Source organism: Aeromonas sp. S15(2024) (assembly GCF_041402265.1).
GTDB lineage: Bacteria > Pseudomonadota > Gammaproteobacteria > Enterobacterales > Aeromonadaceae > Aeromonas > Aeromonas dhakensis.
Genome location: NZ_JBGLQY010000013.1, coordinates 18,892 through 32,521, shown reverse-complemented (window position 1 = coordinate 32,521; position 13,630 = coordinate 18,892). Strand labels below are relative to the sequence as shown.

The 13,630-nt window shown below is 61.6% G+C and carries 13 protein-coding genes and 3 tRNA genes; 10 read left to right on the top strand and 6 right to left on the bottom strand.

From position 1 onward, the window contains the following. Positions 1–18 precede the first annotated feature (18 nt). A complete protein-coding gene (locus tag ACB033_RS19765; RefSeq protein ID WP_216973508.1) occupies positions 19–1,149 on the bottom strand; it encodes a NapC/NirT family cytochrome c in 1,131 nt (376 codons plus the stop codon). A 361-nt stretch (positions 1,150–1,510) separates the two neighbouring features. On the opposite strand from ACB033_RS19765, the gene ACB033_RS19760 reads away from it, so the two are divergent. Continuing rightward, positions 1,511–3,466, top strand: a complete 1,956-nt coding sequence (locus ACB033_RS19760) for a DNA topoisomerase III (protein ID WP_216973507.1) — start codon at positions 1,511–1,513, stop codon at positions 3,464–3,466. A 41-nt stretch (positions 3,467–3,507) separates the two neighbouring features. On the opposite strand, the gene ACB033_RS19755 is transcribed toward ACB033_RS19760, so the two are convergent. Together ACB033_RS19755 and ACB033_RS19750 are read right to left on the bottom strand one after the other, a co-directional pair. Further along, a complete protein-coding gene (locus ACB033_RS19755) occupies positions 3,508–3,942 on the bottom strand; it encodes a DUF417 family protein (protein ID WP_017409799.1) in 435 nt (144 codons plus the stop codon). A 13-nt stretch (positions 3,943–3,955) separates the two neighbouring features. Continuing rightward, a complete protein-coding gene (locus ACB033_RS19750; RefSeq protein ID WP_017409800.1) occupies positions 3,956–4,489 on the bottom strand; it encodes a carboxymuconolactone decarboxylase family protein in 534 nt (177 codons plus the stop codon). A 100-nt stretch (positions 4,490–4,589) separates the two neighbouring features. On the opposite strand from ACB033_RS19750, the gene ACB033_RS19745 reads away from it, so the two are divergent. Next, the gene (locus ACB033_RS19745; protein ID WP_017781181.1) at positions 4,590–5,417 is read left to right on the top strand and encodes an AraC family transcriptional regulator; all 828 of its coding nucleotides are present in this window, start codon (positions 4,590–4,592) and stop codon (positions 5,415–5,417) included. 27 nt (positions 5,418–5,444) lie between these two features. Here ACB033_RS19745 and ACB033_RS19740 read toward each other — a convergent pair whose 3' ends face one another. Together ACB033_RS19740 and ACB033_RS19735 are read right to left on the bottom strand one after the other, a co-directional pair. Further along, positions 5,445–6,800, bottom strand: a complete 1,356-nt coding sequence (locus ACB033_RS19740; protein WP_371140710.1) for a TrkH family potassium uptake protein — start codon at positions 6,798–6,800, stop codon at positions 5,445–5,447. Continuing rightward, the gene (locus ACB033_RS19735; protein ID WP_005306338.1) at positions 6,797–7,450 is read right to left on the bottom strand and encodes a TrkA family potassium uptake protein; all 654 of its coding nucleotides are present in this window, start codon (positions 7,448–7,450) and stop codon (positions 6,797–6,799) included. Before ACB033_RS19735 ends, ACB033_RS19740 begins: the two co-directional genes overlap by 4 nt. A gap of 127 nt (positions 7,451–7,577) precedes the next feature. Here ACB033_RS19735 and murB point away from each other — a divergent pair, with 127 nt between their 5' ends. Both murB and birA read left to right on the top strand, forming a co-directional pair. Next, positions 7,578–8,615, top strand: a complete 1,038-nt coding sequence (gene murB / locus ACB033_RS19730) for a UDP-N-acetylmuramate dehydrogenase (protein ID WP_371140709.1) — start codon at positions 7,578–7,580, stop codon at positions 8,613–8,615. After that, positions 8,612–9,577 carry a bifunctional biotin--[acetyl-CoA-carboxylase] ligase/biotin operon repressor BirA gene (gene birA / locus ACB033_RS19725; RefSeq protein WP_094696490.1) on the top strand — a complete coding sequence of 322 codons (966 nt, stop codon included), beginning with the start codon at positions 8,612–8,614 and terminating at the stop codon, positions 9,575–9,577. The genes murB and birA overlap by 4 nt, the downstream gene beginning before the upstream one ends. A gap of 74 nt (positions 9,578–9,651) precedes the next feature. Here the strand turns inward: birA and coaA are convergent, their stop codons facing one another. After that, positions 9,652–10,590 carry a type I pantothenate kinase gene (gene coaA, locus ACB033_RS19720; protein ID WP_005306328.1) on the bottom strand — a complete coding sequence of 313 codons (939 nt, stop codon included), beginning with the start codon at positions 10,588–10,590 and terminating at the stop codon, positions 9,652–9,654. A 262-nt stretch (positions 10,591–10,852) separates the two neighbouring features. Here coaA and ACB033_RS19715 point away from each other — a divergent pair. The 6 genes from ACB033_RS19715 to nusG all read left to right on the top strand — a co-directional run bounded on the left by ACB033_RS19715 (position 10,853) and on the right by nusG (position 13,528). After that, positions 10,853–10,937: transfer RNA gene (locus tag ACB033_RS19715), tRNA-Tyr, on the top strand. A gap of 38 nt (positions 10,938–10,975) precedes the next feature. Beyond that, a tRNA-Gly gene (locus ACB033_RS19710) sits at positions 10,976–11,050 on the top strand. Between the two features lie 170 nt (positions 11,051–11,220). Further along, the gene (gene tuf / locus ACB033_RS19705; RefSeq protein ID WP_005306325.1) at positions 11,221–12,405 is read left to right on the top strand and encodes an elongation factor Tu; all 1,185 of its coding nucleotides are present in this window, start codon (positions 11,221–11,223) and stop codon (positions 12,403–12,405) included. A 53-nt stretch (positions 12,406–12,458) separates the two neighbouring features. Further along, positions 12,459–12,535, top strand: a tRNA-Trp gene (locus ACB033_RS19700). A 60-nt stretch (positions 12,536–12,595) separates the two neighbouring features. Then, the gene (gene secE, locus ACB033_RS19695) at positions 12,596–12,967 is read left to right on the top strand and encodes a preprotein translocase subunit SecE (protein WP_005306322.1); all 372 of its coding nucleotides are present in this window, start codon (positions 12,596–12,598) and stop codon (positions 12,965–12,967) included. A gap of 9 nt (positions 12,968–12,976) precedes the next feature. Further along, a complete protein-coding gene (nusG, locus tag ACB033_RS19690) occupies positions 12,977–13,528 on the top strand; it encodes a transcription termination/antitermination protein NusG (RefSeq protein WP_005306318.1) in 552 nt (183 codons plus the stop codon). The last annotated feature ends 102 nt before the right edge of the window (positions 13,529–13,630 follow it).

The window sequence follows — 13,630 nt, the reverse complement described above, 5'->3', positions numbered from 1 at the left end:
ATTTCCTCTGTGCCAGCCTTAGTGCGCCGCGTTCATGTCACTGGCATGTTTCTGGACGTATTGGGTCAACATGCGTGCCTGTTCCGGGGTCAGGGAGGTGCGTGATTCCATCCCCTTGATGACACCGATCCACTGGTTGGCGTTGAAGTGATCCAGTGCGGTGAGGCCGTGGCAGCCGGTACAGTTGTTGGACATCAGGGTGGAGGCGTACTGCCACAGCTTGCCCTGATCGCCGATGAGCTGACTCTGATCCACCCAGGCGGTCAGGCTGACCTGATGCCAGGTGAGGTTGGTGGCGCTGTCGGTTTCGCTCTTGCCGGTGGTGAGCTGTGCCTTGGCCTTGTCGCCGAGCAGGGTGCTCAGGATGCGCTTGCCGGGGGCGGCGTAGAACACCTCGCTCACCCCGTCCTGCTGCCAGCCGTCGATGCGCACCTGGGCGCGGCCGTTGTCGTTGGCCAGCACTTCCACCTGGGTGGAGGGCATCAGGGTGCCTTCGTCAGTCTTGGCGCCGGCATCCAGATAGAGCGGGGTGGTGGCGATGGCGTAACGGGTGGTGACGTTGGCCGGGGTCTGGGCGGCGGCTTGCGCCAGCTCGCTGGCACCGGCGGCGGCCAGGCCGCTCATGTCGGGCATGATGTGGGCGACGCCGCGGTGGCAGTCGATGCAGGTCTGGCCCTCCTTGATGGCGACCGGGTGCTCGGAGCGGGCGTTGGGGCGCTGGGCCAGGATGTCCATGGCCGCGTAGCTGTGGCAGCTGCGGCAGGTGGCGGAGTCGTTGGCCTTCAGCTCGTCCCACACCGACTGCGCCATGCGCAGCTTGTGGGCCTCGTATTTCTCCGGCGTGTCGAGGGTGCCGATCGCCTCGTGATAGATGTCCTTCACGGCGCGGATCTTGGTCCACAGATAGGAGGTGGGATCACCCGGAATGTGGCAGTCGGCGCACTCGGCGCGGATGCCCTTCACGTTCTGGAAGTGGACGCTGCCCTGATACTCGGCCAGCGGGGTCTGCATGGAGTGGCAGGAGACGCAGAACTCGGTGGAACTGGTCTTGTGCATGACGGTCACCGTGACCCCCAGCGCTGCAACGCCCAAGAGGGCTCCAAGCAGCAGTAGCCAGAACCAGGTTTTTCTCAACAGTTTTCCAAGCATGACGGCGTTTTCCTACGTTCAAATATTACCAATATAGTAGTATCCATGGAGAGGTAGTTGATTGACCTCTATCATGATTTATATTTTGTATTGTTATTTTAAATGCAATTATTATTTTGTTATTTATCATTTAACTGAATTTAATCTAACATCCTGCGATTTTACCGTCTTTTTGCTCCTCGTTTGAGGCGTAATTGATGCCGCTGCGCCACTTTCTCTCCACTTTTTATCGTTGGGCCATGACTCCCTGCTCCCTTCTCTTGCCTGTGCAGCAGCCTGTCGTCTCGCGCCTGGCAGGGGCTTGGGCTTTGCCCTGGGCCCGGTATATACTGTTCGCATATACAGTATCCAGGTGTTTGCCATGCGACTCTTTATCGCCGAGAAGCCCAGTCTGGGGCGCGCCATTGCCGACGTGCTGCCCAAGCCCCACAAGAAGGGGGAGGGCTTCATCGAAACCGCGCAGGGGGATGTGGTGACCTGGTGCATCGGCCACCTGCTGGAGCAGGCCGAGCCCGATGCCTACGATGCCGCCTACAAGCAGTGGCGCATGGAATCCCTTCCCATCATCCCGAGCCAGTGGCAACTGGTGGCCAAGCCGAAGACCAAGACCCAGCTCACCGTCATCAAGCGCCTGCTCAAGCAGGCCGACTGCGTGGTCAACGCCGGTGACCCGGACCGGGAGGGGCAACTGCTGGTGGACGAGGTGATCGACTTTCTCGGCTATGGCAAAACCCGGCCGGTGCTGCGCTGTCTCATCAGCGATCTCAACCCGCCGGCGGTGCGCCGCGCCCTCGACAAGCTCAGAGACAACAAGGAATTCGTGCCGCTGGCGGTGTCGGCGCTGGCCCGCAGCCGGGCCGACTGGCTCTACGGCATCAACATGACCCGCGCCTATACCCTGCTTGGTCGCAAGGGGGGTTGCAGCGAGCTTCTCTCGGTCGGCCGGGTACAGACTCCGCTGCTGGGGCTGGTGGTGCGGCGGGATCTCGAGATAGAGGCCTTCGTGCCCAAACCCTTCTTCGAGGTGCTGGCCCATCTACAGACCGAAGACAACGAGCGTTTCAGCGCCAAGTGGCTGCCCTCCGAGGCCTGTCTGCCCTGGCAGGACGAGGAGGGGCGGGTGCTCAACCGGGCGCTGGCCGCCAAGGTGGTGGAGCGGATCCAGGGTCAGAGCGCACTGGTGGAAGAGGTGGAGGAGCAGGCCCGCAAGCAGGCTGCGCCGCTGCCCTACAACCTCTCCAGCCTGCAGATCGATGCCGCCAAGCGGTTCGGCATGGACGCCAAACGGGTGCTGGATGTCTGCCAGAGCCTCTATGAACGGCACAAGCTCATCACCTACCCCAGATCCGACAGCCGCCATCTGCCGAGCGAGCACTTCAATCGGGCCGGCCAGGTGCGGGAGGCCATCGCCAGCACGGCGCCGGCGCTGGCCAGGGCGGTGAGCGAGGCGGACGGCAAGATCCGCAGCAAGGCGTGGAACGACAGCAAGGTGGATGCCCACCACGCCATTATCCCCACCGAGAAGCACGGCAACGAGGGGAGCCTGAGTGGCGATGAAGCCAGGCTGTATGGCCTGATCGCCCGCCAGTATCTGCTGCAGTTCTACCCGCCGTTCGAGTACAACGACAGCAAGGTGCTGCTGCGCATCGCCGGCGGGCAGTTTCAGGCCAAGGCGCGGCGGATCCTCAAGGCGGGCTGGAAGGCGCTGCTCGGGGTGGAGGAAGATGACGAGGAGGAGGCGGGAACCCTGCCTGCCCTGCGTCAGGGCGAGCAGTTGCTGTGCGAGCGGGGGGAGCTGCTGGAGAAGATGACCCAGCCGCCCAAGTCGTTTACCGATGCCACCCTGCTGGCCGCCATGACCGGCATCGCCCGCTACGTGCAGGATCCCGAGATCCGCAAGACCCTGCGCGAAACCGACGGCCTCGGCACCGAGGCGACCCGGGCCGGCATCATCGACCTGCTGTTCAAGCGCCGCTTTCTGGTGCGTCAGGGCAAGAGCATCAAGGCGACCCCCACCGGGCGGGCGTTGATCCAGGCCCTGCCGGCCACGGCCACCACCCCGGACATGACGGCGCTGTGGGAGCAGCATCTCGGCCGGATTGCCGAGCGGCAGGCGAGCTATCAGCAGTTCATGGGGCCGCTCACCGAGCAGTTGAACGATTTGATCGACGGCGCCAGGCAGGATTCGGGGGCCAGCTTCAGCGCCCTGCCCAAGGCGGCGCCCGGGGCCGACAAGCGTCGCTTCACCAAACGCAAGCGCAGCCCGGCGAGTGGTGGCACGACAGGGGCAGGCAAGCGGCCAGCCAGGGCCGCCTGATAAAAAAAACGCCCCTTCCGGGGCGCAAAAAGGCATTGTCGTCAGGCGTCGGCCAGTCTGGCGCGACTCAAATTCAGGTAGTGCCAGGCAACGCCGAGCAGCACCAGATCCTTGAAAATAAAGAACTCGGTGACCGGCACCCCGTCGACCAGCTTCCAGACGCCCGGCAGGGTCAGCAGAAAGCTGAGGGTCACGAGGAAGGTCAGGATGGCCCCCAGGCTGCTCCAGTAGCCCAGACGTGGCCGCCACAGGCCGGCAATCAGGCCGCCGGCGATCAGGATCTCGACCAACCCGATCAGATTGGAGACTGCCTGCTCCGAGAGCACGGCATAGAGCCAGCTCATCAGCGGGTGGCTTGCCACCAGTGGCCGGATGGCCGCCGCCTCGGTCGGCGTGAACTTGAACACGCCGATCCAGAGCAGGGTCAGTACCACCCCCGCGAGGGCGATCAGAAAACCTCGGTCATGACGTTCCATTTCTGCTCCTCTGTCATGGGGTGAGCGTGACGGGCGGAAAGTCGATGTCGGTTTCTGCCAGATGATTGCCGTAGTTGGTCAGGGTATTGATGACCACCTGCCCCAGCACCTCCATCATCAGCTCATCATCCACGCCCGCCGCCCGGGCGGCGGCCAGTTGCGCATCACTGATGACACCGCGCTGGGTGACCAGGGCGACCGCCAGCTGCAACAGGGCGTGATCGAGCGGATCCGCTGCCTGGGCGAGACGGGCAGCCCGGATGGCGTCGTCATCGAAACCGGCCCGGCCAGCCAGCAGAGTGTGGGCCGACAGGCAGTACTGGCAGGCGTTGGCCTGACCGATGGCCAGTGCCAGCAGCTCCCGCTGGCGGGCGCTGAGCCGCCCCTTGCCCAGCGCGTCGGCAAAGCCGAGCAGACCGTTGAGCAGGGCCGGTGAGTGGGCCAGGGTTGCGTAGAGGTTGGGGACCATGCCCAGGCTGCTTTTAAGAGCGGCGAAGGTGGGGGCGGCTGCCGGTTTGGGCTGCACGACGGCGTGAATGCGACTCATGATGTGCTCCTGTTTGGGTTGGGTACGGGAGACACTATGCCGGTTTTAATGGTACGGTTTATCACCCAGAGTCCATCATTGACTACCAGGCGTCTCAAATATGGATCCACTCTCGATATTGCTGGCCCATGCCGCTCCCCAGGCCAGTCTCTTTTTCGCCGGCAACCTGTGTCAGCACTCTCACAGCAGCGACTATCCCGCCGGTGGCCATCTGCACTTGTTGCGCCGTGGCGAACTGCTGCTGCGCGAAGAGGGGGGTGAACCCCTGTTGCTGACCGAGCCGACCCTGATCCTCTACGCCAGGGGGCAGGCTCACAGGCTCGAACCCCGCCAGTTGGCGGGCTGTGACCTGGTGTGTGCCAGCGTGTCGTTCGGGCCGGCAGGAGACTCACCACTGCAGCTGGCGTTACCGGATACCTTGGTGTTGCCGCTGCAGACGATCCCGGCCATTGCGCCGGTACTGACCCTGCTGTTCGAGGAGGCATTCGTCGAGCGTTACGGTCAGCCGCCGATCCTCTCCCGTCTGCTGGAAGTGCTGCTGATCCTCTTGCTGCGTCATCTGGTGGAACAGGGGCTCTGCCGGCAGGGGATGTTGGCCGGTCTCTCCGACCCGCGGCTGGCTCGGGCCATCGCGGTCATGCATCAGCGCGGGGACGAGCCCTGGACGGTGGCGACCCTGGCGCGGGAGGCGGGCATGTCGCGCGCCCGCTTCGCCGCTCATTTTCAGGCGCTGACCGGGCAGACGCCGCTGGACTATCTGACGCGCTGGCGGATGGTGTTGGCCAGTCAGCAGCTGCTGGCGGGGGAGTCCATTACCCAGGTGGCGTTGGGGGCGGGTTACAGCGGGGGCACCGCCTTCGGGCGGGCGTTCGAGCGGGAGTTTGGCATGAGCCCGGGGCGCTGGCTCAAGGCGCGGCAGCGCGAGTGACCGGGGCCGCGACGGGCCCCGGTGTCATCAGCCGGTGTAGACGGTCTCTTCCGGGTACTTGATGCGGGTTTCGACCGGGCGAGCCAGCATGAAGGCCAGAGTGAGCGGGCCGAGACGGCCGCAGATCATCACCAGCACCAGGATGAGCTTGCCAGGCTCGCTCAGGGTGGCGGTGATGCCAGTGGAGAGCCCCACGGTGGCAAACGCCGAGATGGTCTCGAACATGATCTTGTCGAAGGGCTGCTGCTCGGTGAGCATCAGCAGGAACATGGCCAGCATCAACACCATGGTGCTGACCATGATGATGGCCAGCGATCGGGTCACTATCTGGGACGAGAGGGTGCGGCCAAAGGCGGTGACATGAGGGCGCTTGGTCAGAAACGCCTTGGTCGCCAGCAGCACCACCGCGAAGGTGGTCACCTTGATACCGCCACCGGTGGAGGTGGCACCCGCCCCGATGAACATCAGCATCATCAGAAACAGCAGGGCGGCCGGGGTCATCAGGCCGATGTCGATGGTGTTGAAACCCGCGGTACGGGCGCTGGCAGACTGGAAGAAGGCCGCCAGCCACTGGCCACCGAAGGAGACCTTGCCGAGGGTGCCCGGGTTGTTGTGCTCCAGCAGCCAGAACATCAGGGTTCCCAGCAGCAGCAGACCCGGGGTCATGATCAGCATCAGCTTGCTGTGCAGCTTGAGCTTGCGCCAGCGGCGGTTGCGCACCAGATCGACGATGACTGTGAAGCCGATCCCGCCGAGGATCAGCAGACCGGCGATGGTCAGGCTGATGACGGGGTCGTCCCGGTAGTCCATGAGATTGTTGGCAAACAGCGAGAAGCCGGCGTTGTTGAAGGCCGACACCGCGTGGAAGAAGCTGACGTAGAGGCCGCGCTCCCACCCCATCTCGGGCACCCAGCGAATGGCCATCAGAGCGGTGCCGATGAGCTGGGCGATGAAGGCGAACAGCACGATGCGCTTCACCAACTGAATGATGTTGACCGAGCCCTCCTGGCCCAGCGCCTCCTTGGCCAGCACCTGCTGGCGCAGGCCGACCCGTTTGCTGAACATGGCGATGAGCAGCAGGGTCATGGTCATCTGGCCCAGGCCGCCAATCTCCATCAGTATCAGCAGGAAGATCTGTCCCTGCAGGGTGAAGGCAGTGCCGGTGTCCACCACCCCGAGCCCGGTCACGCTGATGGCCGAGGTGGCGGTGAACAAGGCATTGATGAAGCTCACCTGATCGTTGTGGCTGGAAGGCTGCACCAGAAACAGGGTGCCGATCAGCAGGATGACCAGAAAACTGCCGAGGATCAGCTTGGCTTCACTCCAGCGGGACTCATCTTCCCGCTGCAGGGCAAAGGCGTAGCTGCTGCGCCAGCGGGTCATAGGGTTTCCAGCCAGTGGTCGATGGCGTGCTTGTTGCCGGCCAGGATCAGGATGTCACCCAGCTGCAGCTCCATCTTGCCGGTCAGCACGTTGTGCAGGGTCTCGCCACGCTTGATGGCGAGCAGCTGGAATTCGCTCTGTTGCAGCAGATGGAAGTCGCTGAGGGCCCGACCGTTCAACTGCAGGCCGATGACAAACTCGGTCAGCACCATGTCGTGACCCAGCTCCAGATAGTCGAACAGCCGGTTATCCAGCATGCTCTGGGCGACCCGACGACCCATGTCCCACTCCGGGTTGATCACCTTGTCGGCACCCACCTTCTGCAGGATCTTGGCGTGGAACTTGTCGCGCGCCTTGACCCAGACCTTCTTCACCCCTGCCTCCTTGAGGACGAGGGTGGTGAGTATGCTGGTCTCGAGGTTGTCACCGATGGCGACGAAGACGATGTCGAAGTCGGCCAGGCCCAGTTCGGCGACGGTGGCCTCGTCGGTGGCGTCGGCCACGATGACGTGGTTGCAGAGGGTGGCGATCTGGCGGGTCTTGCTCTCGTCGATGTCAATCGCCAGCACCTCGGCATCCTGGCGCTGCAGCTCTTCACACAACGCGCTGCCAAACAGCCCCAGGCCGATGACGGCAAATTGGTTGTTCATGAGTACTTCCTCAAGAGTCGGAGCGGGATACTCTACTCCAGCTATATGAGTCCGAAAAGAGGGCGGGATTTTTCGTCCGGCGGCAATATAAGGTAGACTGCCCGCTTGCCATTGTCGGAACACGCAGATGAAACTCACCCCGCACGCCTCCCTGTTGACGCTCAACACCCTCGCCCTCGATGCCCACTGCCACTGGCTGGCCGAAGTGGAGCAAACCGACGACCTGCCGCAGCTGGTTGCCAACGCCGAGCTGGCCGGCTTGCCGCGGCTGGTGCTGGGCGGTGGCAGCAACGTGCTGTTTTGCGATGACTTCGCCGGGGTGGTGGTGCTCAACCGGCTCAAGGGGATAGCGCTGCAGGACGAGGGGGATCACTGGCGGCTGCACGTAGCCGCCGGCGAGAACTGGCACGAGCTGGTGTGCCACACCCTGCAGCAGGGCTGGTACGGTCTCGAAAACCTGGCGCTCATCCCTGGCACGGTCGGGGCGGCACCGGTGCAGAACATCGGCGCCTACGGGGTCGAACTGGCCAGCGTCTGTGCCTACGTCGAGACGTTCAACTGGCAGAGCGGCGAGATAGAGCGCATCGCTGCGGCCGACTGCCGCTTCGGTTATCGCGACAGCATCTTCAAGCACGAGTATCAGGACAGCCATTTCATCACTGCGGTCGGTCTGCGACTGGCCAAGGCCTGGCAGCCAAGCCAGGGCTATGGTCCGCTGGCCGCACTGGGCGAACTGCCCTCGGCACAGGCCATCTTCGACACCGTCTGCGCCACCCGTATGGCCAAGCTGCCGGATCCGGCCGTGCTCGGCAACGCGGGCAGCTTCTTCAAGAATCCGGTGGTGCCTGCCGCGCTGGCAGCGTCGCTCAAGCAGAAATATCCCCAGATGCCGCTCTATCCGGCGGGTGAAGGGCTGGCCAAGCTGGCCGCGGGCTGGCTCATCGACCAGTGCGGCCTCAAGGGTTTTGCCATCGGCCGTGCCGCCGTCCATCAGGAGCAGGCGCTGGTGCTGGTCAATCTGGGCGGCGCCAGCGCCATGGAGCTGATCGCGCTGGCGGCCCATGTCCGTGACAGCGTGGAGCAGAAATTTGGGGTGGTGCTGGAGCACGAGGTGCGCTTCATGGGCCGCCGTGGTGAAACTTGGCTCGACGAGGTACTGGCATGACCCTGACTCCCATCCGGCAAACTCTGATCTCCCTGCTCAGCGACGGGCAGTTCCACTCCGGCGAACAGCTTGGCGAGCAGCTCGGCATCAGTCGGGCGGCGGTCAGCAAGCACATGGCGGCGCTCAAGGAGCTGGGACTGGATCTTTTCAGTCTGACCGGCAAGGGTTACCGGCTGGCGGTGCCGATGGCGCTCTATGACGAGACACAGCTGCAGGCGCTGGCGCCCATGGCACCGGTGCACTGCTTCCCGGTCATCGACTCCACCAACCAGTACCTGCTGGAGCGGGTCAACCAGTTGCAGTCGGGCGAGAGCTGCCTGGCCGAGTGCCAGACCGCCGGGCGCGGCCGGCGCGGCAAGCCCTGGGTTTCCCCCTTCGGCTGCCAGCTGATCCTGAGCATGTACTGGCGGCTGGAGCAGGGCATGGCGGCCGCCATGGGGCTGAGTCTGGCGGTCGGGGTGGCCGTGGTGCAGGCGCTGGAGTCCCTCGGTTATCCGGGAGTTGAGCTCAAGTGGCCCAACGATCTCTACTATCAGGGCCGCAAACTGGCGGGCATTCTGGTGGAGATGAGCGGCAGCGCCGGCGCCAGCTGCCACCTGGTGATCGGGGTCGGCCTCAACCTGGCGATGCCGAGCCGGGAGGCGGAGCGGATCGATCAGGCCTGGTCCGAATTGCGCCACATCCAGCCGGAACTGGTGGACCGCAATCTGCTGGCCGGCCGGGTGATTGAACATCTGCAGCAGGCCATGCTCACCTTCGAACAGGAGGGGCTCGCCAGCTTCGTGGCAGACTGGAACCGGCTCGACCACTTCGCCGGCCGGCCGGTGCGACTGCTGATGGGCGAGCAGGAGATCCGCGGCGTGGCGCGCGGCATCGATGATCGCGGTGCGCTGCGGCTGGAGACGGAGGAGGGGATCAAGTTCTATCTGGGCGGGGAGATCTCCCTGCGCCGGGGAGACTGATGGCGGCGCTGACCGTCACCCAATGAAGAGGGGGCCTGCGGGCCCCCTCTTCATTGATGGGTGAGCTGCCGCCGTTACTTGCGCAGCTTGATCTGCTCGATGGCGTGCTCGTTGCCCTTGGTCAGGATCAGGTTGGCCCGCTCCCGGGTAGGCAGGATGTTCTCTTTCAAATTCAGATAGTTGATATCTTGCCAGATGTTGCTGGCGATCTTGGTCGCCTCGCTCTCGGCCAGCTTGGCGTAGTGGTGGAAGTAGGAGTCCGGATCCGAGAAGGCGCCGCTGCGAAATTTGAGGAAACGCTCGATATACCAGGTGCGCAGCAGTTCGGCGTCGGCATCCACATAGATGGAGAAGTCGACGAAGTCCGACACGAACACGCGGTGCGGATCCTGCGGGTAGTCCATGCCGCTTTGCAGCACATTGAGCCCTTCCAGGATCAGGATGTCCGGCTGCTCCACCACCTTCTTCTCATCCGGAATGATGTCGTAGATGAGGTGAGAGTAGACGGGGGCCTCGACTTTCTCGTGGCCGGCACGGATGTTGGCGACAAACTCCACCAGATGACGGATGTCGTAGGACTCCGGGAATCCCTTGCGGCGCATCAGGCCGCGCTCTTCCAGCACCTTGTTGGGGTAGAGAAAGCCGTCGGTGGTGACCAGCTCCACCCGCGGGTGCTCCGGCCAGCGCTCCAGCAGCGCTTGCATGATGCGCGCCGTGGTACTTTTACCACCCGCCACACTGCCGGCGATGCTGATGATGTAGGTGCCTTTGCCGCGAGACTGACCGAGGAACTGTTCCAGCACCCGGCTGCGGCGCTGCTTGGCCTTGACGTAGAGATTGAGCAGACGGGAGAGGGGCAGATAGATCTCTTCCACCTCCTGCAATGACACCTTCTCGTTGATCCCGCGCAGGGTCTGCAGATCGTGCTCGGTCAGGGTCAAAGGGACCGAGTCGCGCAATAACGCCCATTGTTCGCGGGTGAATTGCAGATAGGGGTTATGCTCTGTCGTCATGGTGTCGTCACTGTTTCTTGGGCAGGGCGACCATACACCAAGGGGGGCGGGAGCGACAAGAGAAGCGACGGTTTCGAGCGGAGAGTGAGTCCTTTTTTGCCTGGTTCCTGGCAATAATGCACATTTTGCAAGGCGCAATGGTTGCATCCCCAAAATCCTTACCATAAAATGCGCGACGCTTAGATGTCTGTCGTCTATTTGCCCAGCAAAAGCGATAAATCAACGGGTGCAAGCAGAATTACCGTTGTGACATTGACGTAACGGAGGGGTTCCCGAGCGGCCAAAGGGATCAGACTGTAAATCTGACGGCTCTGCCTTCGAAGGTTCGAATCCTTCTCCCTCCACCATATTTCTCTGCGGTTTGAGTTCTTTGGGTTAGAGAAATGCGGGCATCGTATAATGGCTATTACCTCAGCCTTCCAAGCTGATGATGCGGGTTCGATTCCCGCTGCCCGCTCCAAGATGCTGATTGGCTCAGGCGATAGCAGAGTCACACCCTAGGGTGAGTTCGGCAATCGAACCAGCCTGTCAGCACCACCCTCTCTTCCCCACCAGATTCAAATCCATCATATAAACTGTTCTGTGGTTAGCTTGCCACCGCGTACTCAGCGTTAGTTTAGAGGGACGATCATGTCTAAAGAAAAATTTGAGCGTAATAAACCGCACGTTAACGTGGGTACCATCGGCCACGTTGACCACGGTAAAACCACCCTGACCGCCGCCATCACCAACGTGCTGGCCAAGCACTTCGGTGGTAAAGCTTTCGCCTTCGACCAGATCGACAAGGCGCCGGAAGAGCGTGAGCGTGGTATCACCATCAACACCTCCCACGTAGAATACGACACTGCTACCCGTCACTACGCCCACGTAGACTGCCCGGGTCACGCCGACTACGTTAAAAACATGATCACCGGTGCTGCCCAGATGGACGGCGCGATCCTGGTAGTAGCAGCGACTGACGGCCCGATGCCGCAGACTCGTGAGCACATCCTGCTGGGTCGTCAGGTAGGCGTTCCGTACATCATCGTGTTCATGAACAAATGCGACATGGTAGATGACGAAGAGCTGCTGGAACTGGTCGAGATGGAAGTTCGCGAACTGCTGTCCGAGTACGACTTCCCGGGTGATGACCTGCCGGTAGTACGTGGTTCCGCACTGAAAGCGCTGGAAGGCGAAGCTCAGTGGGAAGAGAAGATCCTGGAACTGGCCGGCCACCTGGACACCTACATTCCGGAGCCGGAGCGCGCAATTGACCAGCCGTTCCTGATGCCGATCGAAGACGTATTCTCCATCGCAGGCCGTGGTACCGTAGTAACCGGTCGTGTAGAGCGCGGTATCGTTAAAGTTGGTGAAGAAGTGGAAATCGTTGGTATCAAAGATACCACCAAGACCACCTGTACCGGCGTTGAAATGTTCCGCAAACTGCTGGACGAAGGTCGTGCAGGTGAGAACGTTGGCGCGCTGCTGCGTGGCGTGAAGCGTGAAGACGTAGAGCGTGGTCAGGTACTGGCCAAGCCGGGCACCATCAAGCCGCACACCAAGTTCGAATCTGAAGTGTACGTGCTGTCCAAAGAAGAAGGTGGTCGTCACACCCCGTTCTTCAAAGGCTACCGTCCGCAGTTCTACTTCCGTACTACCGACGTGACCGGTACCATCGAACTGCCGGAAGGCGTAGAGATGGTAATGCCGGGCGACAACATCAAGATGGTTGTTACCCTGATTGCGCCGATCGCGATGGACGACGGCCTGCGTTTCGCCATCCGTGAAGGTGGCCGTACCGTAGGTGCTGGTGTTGTAGCTAAAGTTATCGCTTAATCTTTGGCTTACATAAATAAAGCAAAGCCCCTATAATAGGGGCTTTCTTATGCAGGGGCGTAGTTCGAATTGGTAGAACAGCGGTCTCCAAAACCGATGGTTGCGGGTTCGAGTCCTGCCGCCCCTGCCATATACCTCGTCTCGTACGGGGCTTTTGTGTCTTTGGTTACGTCAGATACAGGTGGGTTGTATGAGTGTTAGTTCTGAGAGCCAGGGCGGAAGCAAGGATACCCTGCTTTGGGGCCTGGTTTTCATTATCCTGGCGGCCGCTGTAGTGGGTAATTACCTGCTCAACGATGTTGTCGCTGCCGTCCGCGCCCTGGGTGTGGTCGTTGTCATTGCTGCTGCCGGTGCAGTAGCCCTGCAAACCACCAAGGGAAAGGCAACACTGGCATTTGCCCGTGAGTCTCGCCTGGAAGTACGCAAGGTCGTATGGCCGACCCGTCAGGAAGCCATTCAGACAACCCTGATTGTGCTGGCGGTGACTGCCGTGATGGGGCTGCTGCTGTTCGTACTGGACGGTGCCCTGGTCTGGTTGGTCAACCTGATTACCGGTGTGTAAGGATAAGCCATGACTGAACAACGTGAACAGCGTATGAGATGGTATGTCGTGCAGGCGTTTTCCGGCTATGAAGGCCGTGTCGCCAAATCCCTGCGTGAACATATCAAGATGCATGGCATGGAAGACATGTTCGGTGAAGTGCTGGTCCCGACCGAAGAAGTGGTCGAGATGCGTGCTGGCCAGAAGCGCAAGAGTGAGCGCAAGTTTTTCCCAGGCTACGTCCTGGTTCAGATGATCATGGATGAAACCACATGGCACCTGGTACGCAACGTACCGCGCGTCATGGGCTTCATCGGTGGCACCTCTGATCGTCCTGCTCCTATCTCCGATAAGGAAGCGGATGCCATCCTCAATCGTCTGCAAGATGCCCACGACAAGCCGCGTCCGAAAACCCTGTTTGAACCGGGTGAGATGGTGCGGGTTGCCGATGGTCCGTTCGCCGATTTCAACGGTACCGTTGAAGAGGTGGACTACGAAAAGAGCCGCGTGAAGGTCTCCGTACTGATCTTCGGCCGTTCTACTCCGGTAGAGCTGGATTTTGGTCAGGTCGAAAAAGGCTGATTAAACTCTGTTCGTTAACGGTTGTCAGGGGCAGCGAATATCATTATAATTCGCTGCCCCTTTATTAGTTGGGGAGCCGTTTGCAGGAGCATGTCTCCGAGG

What these genes read in the sequence shown, in the direction of transcription:
- ACB033_RS19760 (WP_216973507.1), top strand. Translation starts at nt 1,511, where the DNA reads ATGCGACTCTTTATCGCCGAGAAGCCCAGTCTGGGGCGCGCCATTGCC.
- ACB033_RS19755 (WP_017409799.1), bottom strand. Translation starts at nt 3,942, where the DNA reads ATGGAACGTCATGACCGAGGTTTTCTGATCGCCCTCGCGGGGGTGGTA.
- coaA (WP_005306328.1), bottom strand. Translation starts at nt 10,590, where the DNA reads ATGACGACAGAGCATAACCCCTATCTGCAATTCACCCGCGAACAATGG.
- tuf (WP_005306325.1), top strand. Translation starts at nt 11,221, where the DNA reads ATGTCTAAAGAAAAATTTGAGCGTAATAAACCGCACGTTAACGTGGGT.
- birA (WP_094696490.1), top strand. Translation starts at nt 8,612, where the DNA reads ATGACCCTGACTCCCATCCGGCAAACTCTGATCTCCCTGCTCAGCGAC.
- ACB033_RS19740 (WP_371140710.1), bottom strand. Translation starts at nt 6,800, where the DNA reads ATGACCCGCTGGCGCAGCAGCTACGCCTTTGCCCTGCAGCGGGAAGAT.
- murB (WP_371140709.1), top strand. Translation starts at nt 7,578, where the DNA reads ATGAAACTCACCCCGCACGCCTCCCTGTTGACGCTCAACACCCTCGCC.
- ACB033_RS19765 (WP_216973508.1), bottom strand. Translation starts at nt 1,149, where the DNA reads ATGCTTGGAAAACTGTTGAGAAAAACCTGGTTCTGGCTACTGCTGCTT.
- secE (WP_005306322.1), top strand. Translation starts at nt 12,596, where the DNA reads ATGAGTGTTAGTTCTGAGAGCCAGGGCGGAAGCAAGGATACCCTGCTT.
- ACB033_RS19750 (WP_017409800.1), bottom strand. Translation starts at nt 4,489, where the DNA reads ATGAGTCGCATTCACGCCGTCGTGCAGCCCAAACCGGCAGCCGCCCCC.
- nusG (WP_005306318.1), top strand. Translation starts at nt 12,977, where the DNA reads ATGACTGAACAACGTGAACAGCGTATGAGATGGTATGTCGTGCAGGCG.
- ACB033_RS19735 (WP_005306338.1), bottom strand. Translation starts at nt 7,450, where the DNA reads ATGAACAACCAATTTGCCGTCATCGGCCTGGGGCTGTTTGGCAGCGCG.
- ACB033_RS19745 (WP_017781181.1), top strand. Translation starts at nt 4,590, where the DNA reads ATGGATCCACTCTCGATATTGCTGGCCCATGCCGCTCCCCAGGCCAGT.